Source organism: Flavitalea antarctica, from assembly GCF_054461535.1.
The window spans coordinates 36,347-56,984 of the sequence record NZ_JBTLQG010000022.1 but is presented as its reverse complement, the minus strand read 5'-3'; the positions used below and the strand labels follow the sequence as shown (position 1 = coordinate 56,984).

Annotated in this window: 11 protein-coding genes; 4 read left to right on the top strand and 7 right to left on the bottom strand. The window is 43.4% G+C overall.

Going from position 1 to position 20,638, the window contains the following annotated elements; translation table 11 throughout:
- Positions 1-10 precede the first annotated feature (10 nt).
- Complete coding sequence (locus ACX0G7_RS18005) at positions 11-1,084, top strand: sialidase family protein (protein WP_458924905.1); 1,074 nt, start codon at positions 11-13, stop codon at positions 1,082-1,084.
- Between the two features lie 133 nt (positions 1,085-1,217).
- On the opposite strand, the gene ACX0G7_RS18000 is transcribed toward ACX0G7_RS18005, so the two are convergent.
- From ACX0G7_RS18000 to ACX0G7_RS17990, 3 genes are all read right to left on the bottom strand, one after another.
- Positions 1,218-3,302 (bottom strand): NHL domain-containing protein, encoded by a 2,085-nt coding sequence (locus tag ACX0G7_RS18000; RefSeq protein ID WP_458924904.1) that lies wholly within the window; start codon positions 3,300-3,302, stop codon positions 1,218-1,220.
- A 275-nt stretch (positions 3,303-3,577) separates the two neighbouring features.
- Positions 3,578-9,433 (bottom strand): alpha-2-macroglobulin family protein, encoded by a 5,856-nt coding sequence (locus ACX0G7_RS17995; protein ID WP_458924903.1) that lies wholly within the window; start codon positions 9,431-9,433, stop codon positions 3,578-3,580.
- Between the two features lie 163 nt (positions 9,434-9,596).
- Positions 9,597-10,118, bottom strand: a complete 522-nt coding sequence (locus ACX0G7_RS17990) for a hypothetical protein (RefSeq protein WP_458924902.1) — start codon at positions 10,116-10,118, stop codon at positions 9,597-9,599.
- A gap of 472 nt (positions 10,119-10,590) precedes the next feature.
- Here ACX0G7_RS17990 and ACX0G7_RS17985 point away from each other — a divergent pair, with 472 nt between their 5' ends.
- Positions 10,591-11,253, top strand: a complete 663-nt coding sequence (locus ACX0G7_RS17985; RefSeq protein WP_458924901.1) for a response regulator — start codon at positions 10,591-10,593, stop codon at positions 11,251-11,253.
- Here ACX0G7_RS17985 and ACX0G7_RS17980 read toward each other — a convergent pair whose 3' ends face one another.
- The 3 genes from ACX0G7_RS17980 to ACX0G7_RS17970 form a co-directional block, all read right to left on the bottom strand.
- Complete coding sequence (locus tag ACX0G7_RS17980; protein ID WP_458924900.1) at positions 11,254-13,080, bottom strand: sensor histidine kinase; 1,827 nt, start codon at positions 13,078-13,080, stop codon at positions 11,254-11,256.
- A 72-nt stretch (positions 13,081-13,152) separates the two neighbouring features.
- Positions 13,153-14,745: a Dyp-type peroxidase gene (locus ACX0G7_RS17975; protein WP_458924899.1), complete on the bottom strand. Its 1,593-nt coding sequence runs from the start codon at positions 14,743-14,745 to the stop codon at positions 13,153-13,155.
- A 33-nt stretch (positions 14,746-14,778) separates the two neighbouring features.
- Entirely contained in the window at positions 14,779-16,170 is a 1,392-nt protein-coding gene (locus ACX0G7_RS17970) for a hypothetical protein (RefSeq protein WP_458924898.1), read from the bottom strand.
- A gap of 252 nt (positions 16,171-16,422) precedes the next feature.
- On the opposite strand from ACX0G7_RS17970, the gene ACX0G7_RS17965 reads away from it, so the two are divergent.
- Positions 16,423-17,781: a TRAFs-binding domain-containing protein gene (locus ACX0G7_RS17965; protein WP_458924897.1), complete on the top strand. Its 1,359-nt coding sequence runs from the start codon at positions 16,423-16,425 to the stop codon at positions 17,779-17,781.
- A gap of 31 nt (positions 17,782-17,812) precedes the next feature.
- On the opposite strand, the gene ACX0G7_RS17960 is transcribed toward ACX0G7_RS17965, so the two are convergent.
- A complete protein-coding gene (locus tag ACX0G7_RS17960) occupies positions 17,813-18,871 on the bottom strand; it encodes a hypothetical protein (RefSeq protein ID WP_458924896.1) in 1,059 nt (352 codons plus the stop codon).
- A gap of 330 nt (positions 18,872-19,201) precedes the next feature.
- Between ACX0G7_RS17960 and ACX0G7_RS17955 the strand changes: the two genes are divergently transcribed.
- The gene (locus tag ACX0G7_RS17955; protein ID WP_458924895.1) at positions 19,202-20,638 is read left to right on the top strand and encodes a tetratricopeptide repeat-containing protein; all 1,437 of its coding nucleotides are present in this window, start codon (positions 19,202-19,204) and stop codon (positions 20,636-20,638) included.

The following is a 20,638-nucleotide window of genomic DNA, read 5'->3' as shown; positions in this document are numbered from 1 at the left end:
AAAAATGATAATGCTTAAATACATCAGGATTCTCACTGTTTCTTTTTTAACGACGACGCAAGTACTGACCGCTCAAACCAAAGAATTGAATAACCTGTATACCAAAGAATTTATTTATGACACTGCGCCTTTTCCAAGTTGTCATGCATCGACGATTGTTGAAACTCCTGCGGGATTGATTGCGGCCTGGTTTGGTGGCAAACACGAAAAAAACCCTGACGTTGAAATCTGGCTGAGCCGGAAAATTAATGGCAAATGGGAATCGCCGGTATCAGTTGCAAATGGTATCCAGTCCGCCACCACCAGGTATCCGACATGGAACCCGGTGCTGTTCCAATTGCCCGGTGGGCCATTGCTTTTATTTTATAAAGTCGGGCCAAACCCGGTAGAGTGGTGGGGCGAAATCATTCGTTCGCAGGACAATGGCAAAACCTGGTCGAAACCTGAAAGGCTGCCATATGGCATTATGGGGCCCGTGAAAAACAAACCGGTGTTATTGGCGGATGGCCGGCTGTTAAGTCCAAGCAGCATTGAATACCCGGACGGACGCTGGCTCGCCCATGTTGAAACGTCTGTTGATAAAGGAAAAACCTGGACAAAAAGTTCACCAATTAACGACGGCAAAGATTATAACATCATCCAACCAAGCATCCTGGTTCATCCCGGAAACAAACTACAGTTGTTAAGCAGAAGTCAACAAAACCGCATCGTGACGAACTGGTCAAACGATAATGGGAAAACCTGGCTGGCTCCGGCGCTCACTGACAGGCCAAATCCAAATTCAGGAACAGACGCGGTAAGCACGAAAAGCAGCTTACATGTTTTGGTCTATAATCCTACAGAAAAAACGGCGGGTCAATGGGGCGGTCTGCGGAGCCCGTTGAATGTTGCAGTGTCAAAAGACGGATTAAAATGGACGGATATCATTGTGCTTGAGAAGGAGCCCGGAGAATTTTCATACCCTGCAGTAATAGAATCCAAAGACGGGTCCATTCATATCACGTATACCTGGAACAGGAAAAAGATAAGGTATGTTCATATCACCAATACACAACTTAAAAATGCAATAGCAGCAGGATATTAATTATCATAATTGTCTTAAAAAGCTTTGTATAGGTACATCAAGGAATTGTCATTTCCAGAATGCAATATCATGATGGCGGTCAGCTGATGAAAATGGGTCACCTGATTCGAATGGGTCAGCTGATTCGAACGGGTCACCTGATCAGGATTACAGTTCCTTTGCTGACAATCTTTTTTCCTGCCTCATCTATATAGACGCACACCCAGGTGAATGTGTTCGAAGAAATATCAGACGATGTATCTGATGTTGATATTCCACCATTCCAGGCCTTATTTCTATCGCGCGTCTCAAACACCATTTGTCCCCAACGGTTATAGACGGAGAACTGGTACCCGCTTATTACTCCGGGTATCTTTGGTCTGAAGAAATCGTTTAACCCGTCACTATTTGGCGTAAATGCATTAGGTGCCGCCAGCACCTGGTCAGCGAAAACGCAGGTTTTGTAGTTCAGTACCATACTGTCCCTGGCTTTGCAATTGTTTGCATCGCTTACCTCGACCGAATAGGTACCGGCGCGGTTCACTTTGAGCGTATTGTTTGTACTGCCATCCGACCATAGATATGAACTAAAGGTTCTGTCGGGCCTGATGGTTAAGATTGTCCCTTCGCAAACCAATGTATCAGCAGGAAGTGCAACTGTAGGGCTAGCTACAAGAGATCTGATTTCTGCCGTATCGGATCCGGTGCATCCGGATTCATTTGTTACCGTTACAAAATATAATCCCTTGTCTCTCGCTTCGAATGTTCTACCTGTACTGCCATCATGCCATAGATATGATTTGAATTCACCCGGATCTAAAATATGCCCCTCGCGGGAACAAATTGTCTCACGATCTGCCAGCAACGGTTTTGGACTTATTTTTAGCCCCACTACCATCTCCATACTTTTCGGATTTGGCCCGGCCGTACATGCGCTACCATTTGGGACTATGATCAATTTCACCTTGTCCCCGTTTTTCAAAGCTGTAGATTCGAATTGTTTGGATGTTACGTTAGTTAAGGCTCCATTTACAAACCATTCATAACGTGAAACAGCTGCTTCGTTTACAATTGTTGCCTTGAACGTTAGTTTTGACCCTTCACATAATCCAGGATTATCCGAAGTCAAGGTGATGTTACTGATTGATGCGTCGCCAGCGATGGTAACCTTGCGGATGGTATTGTTAAATGCGTCGGGTATATAAAAGTTGTTTGCCGGATCAACCGCAACATTCGCAGGAAACCAGATGCTCGCCGCAGTGGCTGGCCCGCCATTACCTGTGACATTCCCAACATTGTTGCCAGCCACAGTGGTAATGATACCTGCTGCGTCTATCTTCCTGATCACATGATTTGAATAATCAGCAATATAAAGGTTGCCGCATCCATCAGTGGCAACACCGGTGGGTGAACCTATCTGGAACTTTGCGCTTGTTGCAGGACCACCATCACCAGCGTATCCGGTGCCGGCGCCACCTGCAAATGTGGTGATGATTCCGGCCGGAGTAATTTTTCGAACGGTATTTGATCCGGCATCGGCAACATAAATATTATCATTTTTATCGATGGCGATCCCATTGGGCAAACTCAGTTGGGCATTGAGGGCATTTCCGTTATCTCCGCTATATCCTTTTGTTCCGTTCCCGATTACGGTGGTAATGATTCCCGCAGGATCGATTTTTCTTACAACAAACAATGCCGGTTGGGTGATATAAAGATTGCCCCTGGAGTCAAGTGCGAGATCCACTGCACCGTCAAGGTTAAGTTTTGCATTGATTGCCGGTCCGCCATCACCAGAGTATCCAATGACTCCTGTACCTGCAATCGTTGTGATTCTTCCTGCCGCATCTGTTTTCCTGATGCGGTGATTCAGCCAGTCAGCAATATATATGATCCCGTTTTTATCCACAGCGATCCCCGTAGGATTGTTCAGTTTTGCTGACGTGGCAGGACCCCCGTCTCCGGCAAAACCCGCATTCTGGCTGGTTCCCACAACTGTTGAGATGATGCCCCTGGAATCAACCTTTCGAATGATATGATTGCCGACCTCGGAAAAATAAAGGTTTCCTGCGGCATCAGATTCCATGTTAAACGGATAGAAAATTTCTGCAGAAGACGCGGGGCCACCATCCCCGGTCCAACCCGGTTTGGTACTTCCCGCAAAATGATCAATGATCTGAGCGTAACAGAAGGATGAAGTTGTTACGATCAATATTATTGCTGCAAGCAGTTTTTTCATTTTGGTTCGTCGTCAGGGTTACGCAACGTCATAACAGATGACCGGCCAGATGTTGATCGTCACCGGGTCGTTAAACTCAATGTTTACACGGGTGTTAAAAACACTTTTGCGGTCGGCTGGTATCTTAGGAAATTAATGGAGATAATGATGAGGAGTTTCGTTGGGATATGTGGTACTGCAAGATAATTACAGATTTTCGATCTGCAAATTCGGTTTTGGTGCACGTTGATCAGGAAAATATTATTTCACCTGAACGATGGTATTGTTTCCAGGCGCTAATTGATTTCAATCTTCTTCATTTCTTCCCTCCCATAGAAAATAGGGAAGTACATCAATTCTGCTTTTGCCGGGTTGAGGATAAACTTGCCGGTATATCTTGGCATTAGCGGAATGGTAAATGTATATGAACCCTTTTTTAAATAAGAACAGAATATACTCACCTTGTTTTTAAAGTATTCCCGATGGACTTCGTTATTGCTGATAGGCTGCGGTTTACTTTCATATGAACAGCCTGATGGGATAGGGATCTCAACCATTACATAGTTGCCATCCGCTTTAACATTCACTCGCACTTTCAATTCCACTGTCTTGCCTGCAGTGAGCTTATTCAATTTTACTCCATTTTTTTCAAAAGTACTGGTCACTACGAAATCGCTTTCAACCCGTACGGGGCGGTCGTTCCATTTTTGCTGGTAACTGGTAAAATAGACCGGTCGCTTCCCTGTTTTGGTAACTTTAATACTATCGGAGGCTGGAAACCTGTGGGTAAACGGAAAGTCAGTTATGATTGTAGTAGTAGCTCCTGAAAGTTGAAGATGAGGTTTGGAATCAAGAGATCCTTCTTTGAGCAGGTCAGGCAGTATTGTTTCAAGTATTAAGGAAGACTCATAAGTGTTTCGCCATTTGCCATCGCGACGTTTTTCAAAGAAATAATTTCTCACCTTAGCGAGCTCTGTGTCGTATCCCCCGGCCACGCGCATCATTTTATAGATGGTGATCGTGTTGATTATGGAATTGTTTAATAAATTATACCCGTCATCTCCCCAATATAAATTGCCCATCATAGTTCTGCCGGATCTACGAACTATGGAATCTAACTCAATGTGATAACCCAGCTTTTGGCGCAGTGCCATTAGTTCTAATGCTGATTGCCTCGGAATTTTATGCCTGTATTTATTAAGCGTATCCAGGTAAGATTTGTAGTCAACTTTAGCGGCAAGCATATGTAGTAAACCGAGCGATGTGATCCTGGACAAACTATCACTTCTGTCAAGTATGTAAACGAGGTGACTAATGATTGCAGGTTTATTTAATAAAATGCGATAGCCGTTCTGATCGGCCAGCAATAGTGCTTCCAGCACATGTCTGCTTATCCAAAGTTGCGGTTGGTCATTTTTCCACCATCCCCATAGATTATTAGCGGACGCTGTTTTCGTTATACGGCTGATAAGTTCGGTGATATCGCTTTCTGACCTGAATTCCTTGCCGAGATGTTTATAGATAATTTTAAGTTGAATCAAGGCTTTGAGTTTTGAAGCCATCTGCTCGTTACAAAAATATGCGTAGCTACGGATTTGCTCTGCCTCATCAAGCAGAATTGGCAAAATACCCGCTTCAGCATGAATGGTTACTTCACCTCCAGATGTGCTGGTTGACAAAAGAAATGATGTGTCTCTGTCTAAGGCAGCAAACATTCCCGTTGTTTCAACTACGCCAGCCTTTACTACTTCAAGCTTCCGATGTTCGCCATCGGTATAGCCATTCGGTCTTTGCAGTGAATATGTGAATGATATTGAGTCGGTGTCAGGAATGCCTACTGCAAAAGTGTCGATCCTGGAACTTGTAATAGTATAGCGATTTTTATCAATGATGCTGTCATTTATCTTAAATACCCGGTTGACCGTTATGGTATCAGCCTGGTAGTTTTGGGCTTTACCTAAGATCTTGATTGAGTCGCCGGCAACCAGGAACGCGGGCAGGCCCAAACCTGCGCTGACTGTTTTGAACGATCTGATGTTTCCAGTCGCAAAGCCTGTTCTTTTTTTGTCTGCCATTGCAACTACGAATGTTTTCCAGTTTGTGATATCATCAGGGAATGTTGTGATAAAACCCGCATTGCCATTTGCGTCTGTCCTTAGCCTGGGTTCCCAATATGCGTGATCTCTGAAATTCTTCCGTATGCTGTTTGGTGATTGCGGAGTTCCCTCATCGTTCAGATCTTTAGTTGCTGATGTTATCGAGGTGACCACTATCACCCCATTGGCCCCTGCCTGGCCATATAGAGAAGTAGCAGCTACTCCATTGAGAATATTGATATCTTTTATGAGCGATTTGTCAAGGCCTTCCAGTTTTCCGGAATAAGGAAGTCCGTCAAGTATGATTAGTGGTGCATTGCCGGAAGAATTCGATGAGATACCACTAACCACTATTCCACTTACGCGGCCCTGGAGAGACATCCCCTCCAGGGTGGTGATAGACCCGGTCAGTTCCTTTTTTTTCGATGTGCCGTAGCCGACCACCACAACTTCACTCAGGGCATTGATCGTCGGTTTCAGAATAACGGTTTCGGCCATACTAGCTGCGTTTAATTCGATAGCGGTGTAGCCGACTGCTCCAATCAGAATTGTGCATTCATTGGGGGTTGCTAGTGAGAAGAACCCCTGGTCATCTGATGTCGTGGAAAATAGCGATCCCTTTATCGTTACCACCGCTCCTGACACTGGCTTCTTTTTGTCGTCAAGGATCTTCCCGCTTATTGTCCTTGAAAAGGTCTTGGGATCGAGGTAAACAGTGTTGAATGATCGTTTTATGACTTCAAAGTCGGTGCCTGATTCAAATTGTCGGTTCCAGCCTTTTTCATCAATAGTATTTGATATGGTTGTGCTCAGGCTGTCTTTTCTTCTCAGGCGGTCCACATTTACCAGGTAGTAGTTGAGTCCGTTTGGTTTTATTACAACCTCTTCTTTAATGAAATATTCATCATCTCTCAGCAGCAAGAAGATCCTGTATACCCCAGGATCAAAATACCCAAGGTCGCGGGCATTTCCCTTGAACATCCTGATAAAGTCAGCATTGTCTTTTTTGAACACTATTACCTGCCGTACAAATGGTGGCTTCAGGCGGGGATCATGACTAATTGCTATCTGTAACCTGGCGCCATTATATGTGCTAAAACTCCTGTTCCAAAACAGATTTTCGTTTTGGCTACGCTCATCAAGGTATGCCCGCCATAAACTGTCTATTTCTTTTTCAGTCATCGCCAGGTCGCTGAACTCCTTGTCCATATTTTTGAATGAAGTCAAAGTCGTTGGAGAGAGGGTAGTGGGAAGCTGTTTTTGCTTAATGAGACCTTTTCGTATAATATAATGGTATGTACCTTCTACTTCGAAGGACTGATCGAATTCTGTCTTCACAACCAATTGCGCCTCGTTATTTTTTAACGGCCCAACCAGCAGGTTAGTTTTGTTTATGGCAAAATTACTGTTGAGCTGATTCAGCGCAAACACCCGGTTCTGTTGTTTGATGTAAGCCATGTTCTCGCCGAAATTACTTTCAATGAGTATCATGTACCTACTCCACAATGCGGTTTCATGAGGGGTTAGTTTTGAAGGCATCTTTTCAATGCGCACCCGGGAGGAGACGCTGTCAAGCGAGATACTCAAAACGTTCTTCATCCCAAAAAAGGCATGGATACTGTCAACCGAAATTATGGCTGTATTTGTACGGATACGAATCGAATGTTTCCCCGCATTAACGACGAAGCTATATCTTGACAGATCTTGTGAGTTACTAAAAAAAATTGGATGCTCATCAATGTATAGTAGATGAATCTGTTGTAATTGGCCATTGCTCACTACGAATGGAGCAATTTGTGTAACCTGACCCGGTGCAGGTTGATGATTGTGATAAATGCCCGAAGGATAAAGAAATTTATAATACTCTATGGAGTCAAGTTTCATTTCTTTGCTCCATTTTACCCAGTTCAATGGTACCAGGAAATCGTTCCTTCTTTCAGTTACCGGGAGGTAGTCATTTTTAACCTGCCTTGCCTTGTGAATTTTTCCATAGTAAGGTACTGGTGGAATAAGGCCATTTTCAAACTTCTTTGTGTATGCCCAGGCGGTCAGATCAGCGTTTCGAACGGGTTGACCGGAAATATCCTTAAGGTTTATTTTTATTTCAGCCGTTTGACCAGGATAAATGAAGGCAGGCTGCTCAACATCAACTTGCAGCTGTTTGTCGTAAAAAGGAATGGTATAATTTTTTTTGTTAACCTGGTTTCCGTAAACGTACTGGACCGAAATAAAATAATTCTTTTTTGTAACCGATTTCAGGTAGATCGTCGTATCGCCGGCTATAGAACGTTGTATCGGATTTTTGCCTGCGAAAATTGTATACCAGGCTGGCAAACTGTGAGGATTTACAAAGGTGATTGCTAAGGAGTCCCGGGTTCGGAGCACTGCACATGAAACAAGCTGGCTGCTATTATTTAGCTCGAAGGAATCAATCCGCAAGCCGTCGGATACTTTGTACATGGAAACAAACGCATTCAATTTTATTTTTGCAGGGAGGGTTATACTTTGTTCGAGGACTGTATCCCCTGCAAAGTTGATAGCAATTAACGAAAACATCCTTTTGGTTGGCGAGCTGTTTTTTATCTCCAGGCTGTCATGTAATAGCTCAAAAGAAATTCTTTCATTTAAACCTTCAAACCTGTTTATGATGGTCTGGGTTCTGATTTCATTATCAGGATTTAAAAAGTTGCACGTGATTTTGTAATTAAATGATACAGCCGGAAAAACAGAGTCGGGGATAGTTATTCTTGTATCACCCACAGGCTCAAGTTTGATGTTTTGTGAAAAGAGGGTGTCCTTCAGGTAGACTAACCTCTCATGAAACTCCAGGTTGTCATCATGGATTGATTCAACCAGTACTTCCACTCTTCCATCCAACACTGGCAAACCGTTCTCGTCACTGGCTTTCAGGTAGAGAAAGTTTTGTTCACCACGGTGGGTTTTGTTTTTGTCGGACCATATTTTGAAGGTGATAGATTTTAATTCGTATTCTTCCAGATAAAATGTGTTCCTCATTACGACCTTGCGTTTCATGGCATATTCATCTTCGTCAAGGTTGCCGTCATATTCATCGATATTATATCTGGCACTTTTCACTTCCTCCAGCGTCAAGAGATAATTGTCATCCAGTGTAAGGTCCAGGTCCTCATTCAGGACGAAGGAATAATCATATCCGCCATTAGTGTAAGGGACAATAACAGACAGTATCGTGTCTGTGTTGAACATGGCATCGCTCAACCTGAGAATCATCTTTCGTTTAACGGGTTTGCCTTTTGATGTAGTTACGAACGCTTTCACACGTACAGTGTCTCCCGGCTTATAAATCGGCTTGTTGAAAACCATAAAGCCCTTGAATCCTGCTTCGTAATCAGTTCGGTCGTTGAAAAAGGTCTGATAGTTATAGTCCGGGTCCTTCTTGAAAATGTTGCTGAGGAATTTTACCGACCCTGATTTTTTGATTTTTGTCCACGTTGAGGATAGTTCATTTGGCCGGTTAATCTCCTTATTCTCTATTCCTATATCAGCGCAATACAAAATCTTATTATGCAGCACCCGAAGTACTCCTTTTTTACTGGTGTTTTTCAACAAATAGTATTGTCCTCCGGCATTATAAGGCACTATTTTATTGCCAACCCGGACTGTTGCATCCATTATGGGCTCTCCTGTTTTCTTATGAAGATAAATGGCAAGATCATGGTTGTTTTCGACAAGCTTAAACTCCAGGTCGCCATAGGTCTTAAGTTCACCATGAAGTTTGTTTTTTATCGCGGTGACGAACAGGTAGTTGCCTGGAGCCAATTTATGCCTGGGATCTGCGACAGGAAAAGAGTCTGTCTTGACGGTACGAGCGAGAATTTTTTCTATAAAATCCGATTGTAGTCGTCTTGTCTTAGAAGTTGGTTTCCGGCTGCTTAGTTTTGCAAATACAAAAGCCTCATCCGGGTTGAGCCGGTAGGCATATGTGTATTGGCCGGATTTAGGGCTTCCCGACAGGTTGTTTTGGGAAAAAGCCGGCCAGGATAGCAGGCAAATCACTACAAGCAAGGTAATTCTCATAAGGCAGTTTGGGACATGATGCGTTTGACAGACAGATTACATAAAAGGTGCGGAAAACTTTTGATGCCGGAATTTGAAATCGTCCAGGTCTAACTGACACCTTAAACGAAAAAAGCTGTTTCAACTATGAAACAGCTTCGTCACGCGCGGGGTGTAGGGGCCATCACTGAAGTTGGAATTGGTTATGAATTCTTACTTCGCCGTCGTAAAAGATGACCTGTTTGAAGTCCTTGTCTTTCACGATGTTTATGAAATAGCAATGCATGGTACCTTCCTTAACTTCATTGACGCCGGCAACAGTGTATCCTCTGAATTCTCTTTTGACAATCCCGGTAACCCTTTTGTCGAGCTTGTCGGCTTCATAAGTTTTGATGGTACGAAACCACCTGCCTTTGTTGTCATAAGCGATCCTTGTAGAGACGCCATTTTCCTTGTAATAAGCGTGGATGGATTTCGCCTCGCTGCTCCACAAAACTTCCGAAGATGTCTTGAAGTTCTTTTTAAAGTTTTTTTCCGCTTTTGCTTTTGAAGCGGCTGCCTTAGCACTTGCATTTGTGCCGGATGCCGAGTTGATATTTTCACTGGCCAGGCTGGTGGAAAGGGTATTCAGCTGTGCATTTGCCATCGCGTGGATCAGCAAGCTGAAGATGATCATGACGGTGAGTGAACCAATAAACTTTTTCATTTTTTTTGTTTTAAGTGTTTAAGTGTTTTTTGATTACAGTGTAAATGTCACATCTCTTCGAAGGGTTTCCTATCGTTGATATGACCCAAAGTATGCGGGTGATATGCTCATGTGTAGCAGTGTTTCTCTTCCCGGTAAAGGGTGTAATCACCTTAGGAAATTTTTTTCTTAAAGGCGGATTTGGTAAATTTAACAGGCACCTGTAAGTATCCTGACTTAGGTGCGCCTGTGAAAGCCTCCGCTATTCAATGAACTCAAAAGGGTGTTTTCCTCCTTTTTGAGAGATAAGTTCAGTGGTATATTTAAAGCAAAAGATTCAGTCAGTTCCCGGTCTCATTCTGTCATAATTCCCATATCCCATTGCTCTTCCAATCTGTTCCCGGCCCCATTTCCTTGCATAGATCCTTCGCCCGATTCAAACTAATGATTGATTTTCCTATCATATCCCGACCATAACCTTTAAAAAATTTGTATGAACCAGCCTATCAAAGTAGCTCTCGTTGACGACCATGTTTTACTTCGCAAGGGATTAGCCGACCTGGTCCGGGGACTGGATTATGAAGTATTGTTCGAAGCTGACAACGGGTTAGACCTGGTAGGAAAATTAGACAAGGATAACCAACCCGATATCATCCTGATGGACATAAACATGCCAACCAGGGATGGATTTGAATCTACACTCTGGTTAAAAGAAACTTATCCGCTGGTGCGTGTACTGGCGCTGACAATGTATGAGGATGAGGATTCAGTGATCAGGATGATAAAAAACGGAGCAAGGGGATATGTTGTGAAAGATATCGAACCACAGCACTTAAAATATGCCATAGATGCTATATACTCTAAGGGTTTCTACTATTCAGACCTGGTCACCGGAAAATTAGTTCACTCGCTTTGGGACCAGGAGGGTTCTGAAAAATCCGAGTATAATGTTTTTAGCAAATTGAACGACAGGGAAATTCATTTCCTTAAACTTGCCGCTTCTGAGATGACTTATAAGGAAATTGCTTCTGAGATGAACTTAAGTGCGCGAACCATTGATGGATACAGGGATGCGCTGTTCGAGAAACTTAACATAAAAAGTCGCGTGGGCCTCGTGTTATTCGCCATCAGGCATGGGATTGTAAGGGTGAATTAATCAAACTGGCATCTCAATGGAAATTGTGGTGCCGAGGCTTACTTCGCTTTCAATAGAGCATTCGGCCTTTAGCAACACACACCTGTTGCGGATGTTTTTGAGACCGTTGCTGTTCAGGTTGTCATCTGATAAATTGAATCCGATGCCATTATCGTTTACCTGGATCGATAAAAGGCCCGGCTTCGAAAAAATAACAACACCAACTTTCGAGGCCTGTGAATGTTTGATGATATTCTGAAATATCCCTTTCAGTATCCGCATAATAATAACCTGTTTCTTGTTTTCAATCGGTAAGGTTTCCACGTTCGATTGAAAATCTATCTTAAAGGTTCCGGGTTTTTGAAGCTCCTCGCATTCCAGTTTAACCTGGTGAATAAGATCGACCCTGGCGAATGATTCAGTTTTAATTGCGCGCGACAAATCTCTCAGGTCAGTGATTGCTTTACTGATGAGTGCTTTTGTTTCGTCTGTTTTAAGTTGAACTGAATTGTTGTTTTCAAAGTTGATCGTTCTCAGGTTGAGATTAGCCAAAGCAAGTGTCTGACCGATATTGTCATGGATCTCCTCTGAAATATCATTCAGGGTTTGAGTCTGTATCTGCTCTTCCTTGATTCTCTGTAATTCTTTTTCTGTCCAGTACCGGTAAATCAGCGCAATACTGATCACTAATGTTTCGAGCATAATACCAATATGGAAGGTGGTGGGGGGAAAAAGAAATGATAGGGTACTCGGAAAATAGAGTCGCTGTATTGAGCCAATCATAAACACCGATGACCCGGCGAAAATAAAATAAGCACCTGGAAATCCCCGCCTGATGCAATAAATACAATCGATGATTATCAAACAAATACCTAAAAAAACACTGATTCTTGCCCAGTCCCACACAATGGATTGTATCCTGTAATCGTGGCTCCAGAAAAACACAAAGGCATGCACAATGGCTGCGACTAATACATTGTATTTCATGAGCACGGTAAGCCGGTACAACGCTTTACTGTGGATCAATGTTCCTTTTAAAAAACTTTGCGCAACATGCATCAGAACCGCAATCGCGAGGGCACCGATTGTCATATAAGGGGTCAGCCTGAACGAAAGCTCCGAGTCCAGGCCAAGAAACTGCTGTTCAAGATGATCGTTTTTCAGGACAACTAAAAACAGCAGCGAAATGTACAGTGCATACCATAGGTGTAATCTTTCCTTTAACGCGAAAAACAATGCGATATTCAAAATGAAAAAAAGTATCAGCAATCCCTCAATAATTCCAAACACAAAGTATATTTTATTGGCGAACATCGCCAGCTCCTTTGGTTTAAGCAGCGCAAATCCAAAAGATTTGTACGCATTGCTTGCATCTATATTGAGGTAAAGTGTGTCAGTACTATTCGGATTAAGGGAGAACGGAAAAACATGATGCGTGAATTGATATGCGCGTTCCTTAAACGGATATTTTAGCCCCGTATGCGCAACATCCCGCCAATTACCATTTATCTTCTGAAATAGCTGGCCTTTATACATTCCAACGGGTGCCATCAACAACATCAGATCCTTCCGGGAAGAGGGTGCATTTTTGATAATGATCCTGAACCAGTAATAATAGGGATCATACATAAACGCCAGTACAGTTTTTTGAGATTTCTTGAAATTTGATCCAGACTTCAGAACCGAGTCAATGGATATCTCTTTTGTAGTCTGTAAATACCACGTATAAGTGGTGACAGGAAACCTCGTTGTGCTGTCACAGATTGCAGCATCAATTACCTGGGCGGAACACCTGTCCCGGCTTAGGTTGACGATAACGAGTAGTAACAAAGTTTTGATTGTTCTCATACTTGTCTGTGCTCCACTACATATTTTTGTTTCCTGATAAAAGCGTGCTGTTTATAAGATCGCCAGGGTTCATCATTTTATAATAAACTTCAGTGCTCTTATGCCCGGTAGAAAAAAGTAGGCACCACCAACCACCGTAGTAAATTCAGGTACGTTCTTGTACCGGTTCCTGACTAAATTTTGAGGAGTTGTAAATTCCTCAAAATTCTGTTTCAGCGCTGTCGACCGGGATGAAATGATTGGATCAACCTCGTTATGCAGTTCTGCGAAAGAGGGAGTGTTTGACCACACACTCTGTACAAACTCGAATTGCCTGCTTATGTCAGATACAAGACACATAAAATGAATACCCCTGTTGATCTTTGTTTTTACATTTGGATTTGAGGGCCACTTGCCTTCGAAATTGTTCTTCTTTGCGGCATCAAGAATTGATTCAGCTTTGAGGTCGGCCGCAAGCGGCTTTCCATAAATTCTGCCCCTACGCAGTATGCGGTGTTTTTTTGACATATCCAGCGAAAGTGCGGGCTTGCCGTCGCGACCCGCATGGACCTGGTCCCGGGGATTTGTTCTCCTGACATGAGCGCCAAACGGGCAACCGGTCCCGTCTTCGTCAATCTTATAATACATAAAGTCGTTCAGGTCATTTATCGGCTCGGATGGCAATTTTGCCACCGCCAGCGATTGACCGTCCGGCCAGCGGCCCACCATTTTTGCAGCGAGTTTAATGGCTTTAGCGGATTGATCATTCGCGTCTTCTTTGGAAAAAAGGTAGACGAACTGATAAAAATTCACCACGTGTTGTTCCATTTGCCGGAACACGAGGTATGATCCGTTTTTGCCAAGATCTTTCCTCGTATCGGAACCTGGAACATAATCGAGATCAGTTTGCATACCATTTTCTTCGAACCAGGGACTGGGTGAATAGCTGTTGTATTCATTTTTATGTCCAAGGATGATCTCACCCGGATTAACCATTTGATCTTTTGCTGCTCGTGCCGATTTTTTGAAGCCTTTTATTATCGGTTGTGAAATCCCATCACTGAATCCGAAATGCTCGCGGATCGCCTCATCCGGATTATATGGAAAAGTATCCGCAGTATATACCGGGGTAACGCCTTTTTGCAAATTATCAAAACAATCACTTTTCAACCGTTCAAGCATCTCCCGTGACTCAGCATACAACAATAGGATGGTGTCGACCGGCTTAGCTTCATTTCCCCAATGCCAGTGCCGGGGATCACTGGCGTTGACGTCACCAAGCAATGTTGATCGTTCAGAAATCTTTTCTTCCGGGTTATGTGGATCTGCATAACTGAAACTCATCCCTTCGATAAATTCCCGTGAAAAGGTGGACAGAATATTTTCTGCCAGTCCCAATTGCTTCAAGCCTGAACTGGTAAAAGCAATCTGCACGGCTATCTTTTTATTGAAAGAATTAGGCGGTTGCCCGCTCTCCGGTTTATTCGAACTGGTGATAAATGAGTTGGCCAGTAGCTGGAAATATTTTTTTGCTTCAGCAGCATCGTCAATTTTAAGTAACAGGAATTGGGCAGCAGGAAGCGATCGGTACCCCCGCCTGATCAGGCCCTGTACATCATTGATCTGTTTATCCATTTCTGAAAAGAAATCACTGAGATCATCCTTACTCGATTTAGACGGGTCCATAGTTCTTGATTTGCTGTTTTCGTATTGGTGGTATCATAATAGTTTGAGCCATCTGGCGGCTTCTTCTTCGTTCATTTCTTTGAAAAGGCCATTTCGTATTTTCCGGTTCCTTAAGATCTGATCGATGGTGAGATCATAATCATGGATGTACCACAAATCTGTTGGGTGTTGGTGCGTATGGATAACGTTCATATAGCCTTCAGGATCGGTAGTTATCCCACCTTTAAACAGGAGTTTCGCATCAGGAAAGCCTTCCCCGTTCGTGAACATAAAGTTCACACCCCTTGGCGTTTTTCCGTTTAAAAATTCACGTACATAAAAGTCTGTGGTATTCGAATAATTTGATAAAAAGACCAGTCTTTTCTTTTTGTCAATCGAAAGCCAGCGAAGGCTGCTGACAGTTGGCACTTTCATAAGATACCAGCTGTGCAGATTGATTACTGATAATGCAGACGAATAAAATATCCTTCTTAATGTTCCTTTTTTCAAAGGTGCCGCTGCAGTCATCTCATTGATGACAGGCCGGAGTTGTGTAGCGGTAACTTGTCTTACATAATCATCCGGGGGCCGGGCTGCTGTTATGTTTTTCGACCTGGATATGAAATACAGCAGGAGAAACACGATCAACAATATCACCAGGACCAGGTCAATAACAATTGCAATACCTAATATTAATGACAATAACCAACCCAGTGTTTTGCTGCCAACAATTACAGTTGTGATTATGATTGCAAGAGCCAGCAGAGAAACCAGTATATACCCTTTATTTTTTGATGAAAGTTCCAGGATACTATCCTTTGTTGGCTTTGTTGCCCATTCGAATTTTTCACCCTTGCTTTTAATATGGCGTTGAATCAGCATTTTAATTTCCAGCGCTTTTTTGTCAGCCTTCACTGCAGTTAGCTCAGCACTGTCGAGATACTCTTCAATCTCCTGTCTCAACTCTTTCTCTTTTTTTATATCCTGTTTTGTAATGCAGCTATATCTTGATCCGAAGGCGCCTGGCCTTCTATGAGATCGTATAAAGGAAATGATGTCCTTATCATTTACCGTCCCGGCACCATTGAACCCAACACAGTGACTGAATATCTGTTGTAGTCCGGTTTTGCTGGACTTCACTAAATCTATAAGATGGCTGCTAAGCGGACCGGTATACGTTGTTGCGAATATGAGTGTCTCAGGCAGCGTTTCGCCATGATAATTTTGTGAAGGAAGAATTACACCGGAAACAACCAGCGTTGTTTCTGATTTTGCGAAATCACATGCCGGGCCAGTAACTGGATCCGTAACGGGGTCGCTTGCGCTAGTCCTGGTTTCATCGGTACGGGAAGCATTATTCAAGCTTTTCAAAACGGCCCGCAATTCGGCTGTCTTGCCGGCTTTAACAGCAACCGCAACAGTAAGCCCTGAATGAAGCCTATGCATAATACTGAGATGATTTGAATAGTGGTCCGGGGATAAAGGATATTTATACCGTGCTACTTTCAGAACGAAACTATCAGAAATTCAAGGGGATTAAGACCGTGTTTTCACCTTTTATTTTACTCAAAATGCATAACACAATTTATGAATTTAAAAGTTTTGCCGATGTTATTATTTAAGCGTTTGCAGCAACTGTTGTCATCGGCAAACATCGGGGAATTGAGTATCTTAGTTAATTCTCCTAAAACTCCAACCATGCCTCAAAACGATTCTTTGCAACCAACCCTGAAGCCCGTCTGCTTTATGATTATGCCTTATGGTGTAAAGCCGACAATGACGGATGTCCCGGGCAATCCCGCCACCATTGATTATGATGCGTTATGGGATAAAGCATTCAGACCGCTCATCGAGGAGGATCTTGGCTACCTGGCCATCCGTGCTGACCAGGATCTTGGTGCATTGATCATTAAAAAAATGATTGAACGACTTGCCCTGTCAGATCTTGTTGTAGCTGAGGTAACAACTCCGAATGCCAATGTCTATTATGAAATAGGTGTTAGACATGCCGCAAAAAACACCGGCTGCGTATTGATCAGTGCGGAATGGTCAAAACAAAATTTCGACCTTAACCAGATCGCCCAGGTCAGGTATCCGTTGCCCGAAGGGAATATAAGCGACAGTACAGCGAAACAAGCCAGGGATACATTAAAGACAGGTGTGGTTCCCATGATCAATGGCACATCCCCGGTTTATGAATGTCTTCCCGGTTATCCCGGGCAGGTGAGAATTGAAAACATAGAGGCGTTCAGAAAGCAGATGGATGATCTTTCTGTTTTCTCCGCGGAGTTGAAAAGTATTCGTTTGATGCCACAGGACAAACGTGCAACATCCACTCAACAACTTATCGACAAGTATAAAAAACTTACCGCTATTATGCCCTTAATCAGTATGGAGATCATTTATCTCCTAAGGGATAATGCAGATTGGGAGAATCTCGTAACTTTTATTGATACATTGTCGGAACCCTTGAAGAGCGCACCGGTGTTGCAGGAGCAGCGTAGCCTTGCAAGATCCAAGTCCGGGGACCATCTCCAGGCCATCGCAGTTCTTGAAGACCTGGTAAAGCGTTTTGGCGACTCATCCGAAAGGCAGGGCCTGATCGGCGGGAGATACAAGAAGTTATACAAAGAGTCAAAAGACCCCGTTCATCTCAGCAAGGCTATCAACGCATATGACCAGGGTATGAGGCTTGACTTAAATGATTTCTATCCGTCCAGTAACCTGTCAAGACTATACCAGACCCGCAATCGAACAGGAGATTTTGAAAAAGCAAAGGCTGCAGCCACGGTGACTTTGATAGCCTGCGAAAGGGCACGCAAACTTGATCCTTCTAACGAATGGTTGTTGCCAACTTTCCTGGCGGCGGCATTTGATTCGGGTAATGTCGAGAAGGCTATGGAACTTTACAATGAGATGTCAGACACCGGCATTCAGCCGTTTAAGAGAGATGCGGTTGTTGGTGACCTCGAACTGGCCATACAATTGCATAAGGATCCCGTTATTGCAGATCAACTGCAGAGCATATTGGACGATATCAAGGCCCTGAAACAATAACGATGCAAAGCATTATGACCCGCCTCTATGGTCACAAATAATTCAAAAGCATTTCAGCCGCTCCCTTTATCTGTACAAGATCTTTATCAATATCTTCTTTGGTAAGGAAATAAAATGGAGTGAAGGTTCGCCTGGTGATCCTGTTTAGTCCCTTGAATGGCTGACCCGCTTTCCAGGTTGCATTTGCAAACCGCGCAAAAACCTGCGATTCTTCGGGGCTGATTGTATTGTTGACTATTGCTTTCAAAATATCTGAAGGAACCCTGTCACTAGTTTTGATAATGTAATTGATTCCGCATTCCAGCGCATAGAACCCCGCCAGGCTTGATGCGATTTTCTGATCCCTGGTTTTTTTCCTGATGGGTTCATTTGTCCATTCGTTCTTTTGCTGTTGTTTACCCTGTGTTGAATCATAAGCAGCTGCAATGTATGATGCCATCTCAAAAGCGTAACCTGTATCCTGCAACAACTGTCGTAACTTTTGCATCTGGACATCATTGGAACTATCGGCAACCGGTTTCATTGATTCCCATAATTTCTTTCCGGCAATTTTGACCTGATCGAAATCTTTTCTTATCTCATCCTCCGGAAGAAAATTGGCTGCCATGAAAATGGATCGGCCGATCCGTTCAAGGTCCCTGAAAGGCTGACCGGCTTTCCAGGTAGCATTTGCAAAACGATTTAAGATCAGTACTTCGCCCGAATCCATTTTATCGTCCAGTAATGACCGCAACACCTGTCCAAATGGGCGGTTCGAAATGGAGCTTATATAACTGATTCCACAGTCCAGGGCATAGAATGCTGCAATATTGGTGGCAATCATCTGCTCTTTTTCAGTCGTCAGAAAGAAGCCGGTGTCCTCTTTCTGGCTGATAAATTCCTGCGGCTTTTCACCGATTCCGAGATAATATGATGAATCAAGCTTAGCGGCAATCTTAAATGCGAACGAGCGGTCCCTTAATAGTGAGTCAATCAAGGATAATTCTTTTTCAGCCAAATCATTTTTGTTGTTGTTCATATCGTTGCTCGATTTACAGGCGGAAAATTCAACCAGGGTCAAGGCCATCAGTATAAAATGTATCAATCTCATATCGACAGGTTTAAATATTAAGGCAGGAAAGACCGGTCCCAAAATCATAAGGATCCTGTCAAAATGGATGCTTTGCCCTGATATGATTGAGGGTGCCGGATATAAAGATATTTGTTTCGGGATAAAGACAAGCATAACGCCTGGAAAGATGAAATGCCATTTGACGGTCCAAACAACCTGAAACCTTATTGCTAACTATCATGGGTGTATCAGGTTGACAAGAAGGCCGAAGGAAATCAATATGAAAATTTCTGTCAGTCTATGTCAATGACATGATTATAAAATTTAACTTTAGTCAAGTCATTCCTCGTAGCTACCAATTGTTTTTATATGGCAGTAACTTCTTCCAATGATTCCCCCGAAAGAAAGCGTTGTTTTGTGGTCATGGGCTTCGGAACAAAAACCGATTATGCTACCGGGCGGAAACTTGATCTCAACAAGTCATACCGATTGCTCATTAAACCGGTAGTTGAACAAAAGGGCCTGGAATGTATCCGCGCTGATGAGATCAGGCATTCGGGATCCATTGATATTTCAATGTATCAGCAATTGCTAAAGGCAGACGTTGTTATCGCGGATCTGTCAACGGCTAATATGAATGCGTTTTACGAATTGGGCATAAGGCATGCACTTCGCCCAAGAACAACAATAGTTATTTCGGAAGATAAACTTGCCTATCCTTTCGACCTTAATCACATAAACATCACGTCTTATACTCACCTGGGCGAGGGTATCGAATACGAAGAGGTTGAAAGATTCAGGAAATTACTTGGGGAGATTTTACAAGCTGTACTCGATAGAGAGGCAGCAGATAGTCCGGTGTACACATATCTAAGCGGGCTCATTCCTCCTAAGCTGGAAGAACAGATAAAAAACGTGGTGGACCAGGATAGGTCTTCTATGCCAGCTGCAGTTTCGTCCGGATCAAATGATAAAGGCAAAGGAAAAGCCAGTGATGCAACGTTGTCACTGTTGAACGACCAGGGCGAAGAAGCACTGGATAAAAAGGATTTTGCCCGGGCAAGAATATTATTTGAGTCTGCGCTTGACATATGCAAAGGCGGAGCAACCAATACTGCTTCAGGGTATGATTTTATTATACACCGGCTTGCGGTTGCAATCTATAAAGGCCGGCAGCCTGATCCTGTATCGGCTTTCCGGGAAGCGCTCAATTTACTGAGTCAGCTCGATCTGGCTCATACCAATGATCCGGAAACTGTGACCATTGCAGGTGCTGTTGAGAAAAAATGGTTCGAATATACGGGTGAAGAAAAACACCTCAGTAACGCCATATTGTTTTTTCAAAGAGGTTATTATTTATTAAACAACCGGTATAATGGCATTAACCTCGCCTACATGCTGAACTGTCGCGTTAATTCTTCTATCTGCGATACAAAAGAAGAGAAGATTGCTGATCTCGTATATGCGAGTCACACCAGGAGAAGAGTGTTGTACCTATGTGACAAGGATCTTGCTGCGATCCAGGAAAGGGAAAACAGGGAAACCTCGGAACATCAGCAGGGCGAGGAGTATTTAAAACAGCATGCGCTTGATACAGAGCAAAAATTCTGGATTGCTCTCAATAAGGCAGAGGCTTATTATGGATTAGGCATGTTTACAGAATATCAAAATGCCAAACTTGTTGCCGCTTCCATTAAGCATAAACCGTGGATGATGGAAAGTTTTGAGGACCAGATAGAGCGGCTCAGGAAATCATTGTTGGTAAGCGGCGACCTGATGAACCCGGCCTGGCGCGAGCCGGCTTAA

Bases quoted from the DNA above. Each gene is read 5' to 3' on its own strand.
- ACX0G7_RS18005 (WP_458924905.1), top strand. From the start codon at position 11: ATGCTTAAATACATCAGGATTCTCACTGTTTCTTTTTTAACGACGACG.
- ACX0G7_RS18000 (WP_458924904.1), bottom strand. From the start codon at position 3,302: ATGAAAAAACTGCTTGCAGCAATAATATTGATCGTAACAACTTCATCC.
- ACX0G7_RS17995 (WP_458924903.1), bottom strand. From the start codon at position 9,433: ATGAGAATTACCTTGCTTGTAGTGATTTGCCTGCTATCCTGGCCGGCT.
- ACX0G7_RS17990 (WP_458924902.1), bottom strand. From the start codon at position 10,118: ATGAAAAAGTTTATTGGTTCACTCACCGTCATGATCATCTTCAGCTTG.
- ACX0G7_RS17985 (WP_458924901.1), top strand. From the start codon at position 10,591: ATGAACCAGCCTATCAAAGTAGCTCTCGTTGACGACCATGTTTTACTT.
- ACX0G7_RS17980 (WP_458924900.1), bottom strand. From the start codon at position 13,080: ATGAGAACAATCAAAACTTTGTTACTACTCGTTATCGTCAACCTAAGC.
- ACX0G7_RS17975 (WP_458924899.1), bottom strand. From the start codon at position 14,745: ATGGACCCGTCTAAATCGAGTAAGGATGATCTCAGTGATTTCTTTTCA.
- ACX0G7_RS17970 (WP_458924898.1), bottom strand. From the start codon at position 16,170: ATGCATAGGCTTCATTCAGGGCTTACTGTTGCGGTTGCTGTTAAAGCC.
- ACX0G7_RS17965 (WP_458924897.1), top strand. From the start codon at position 16,423: ATGCCTCAAAACGATTCTTTGCAACCAACCCTGAAGCCCGTCTGCTTT.
- ACX0G7_RS17960 (WP_458924896.1), bottom strand. From the start codon at position 18,871: ATGAGATTGATACATTTTATACTGATGGCCTTGACCCTGGTTGAATTT.
- ACX0G7_RS17955 (WP_458924895.1), top strand. From the start codon at position 19,202: ATGGCAGTAACTTCTTCCAATGATTCCCCCGAAAGAAAGCGTTGTTTT.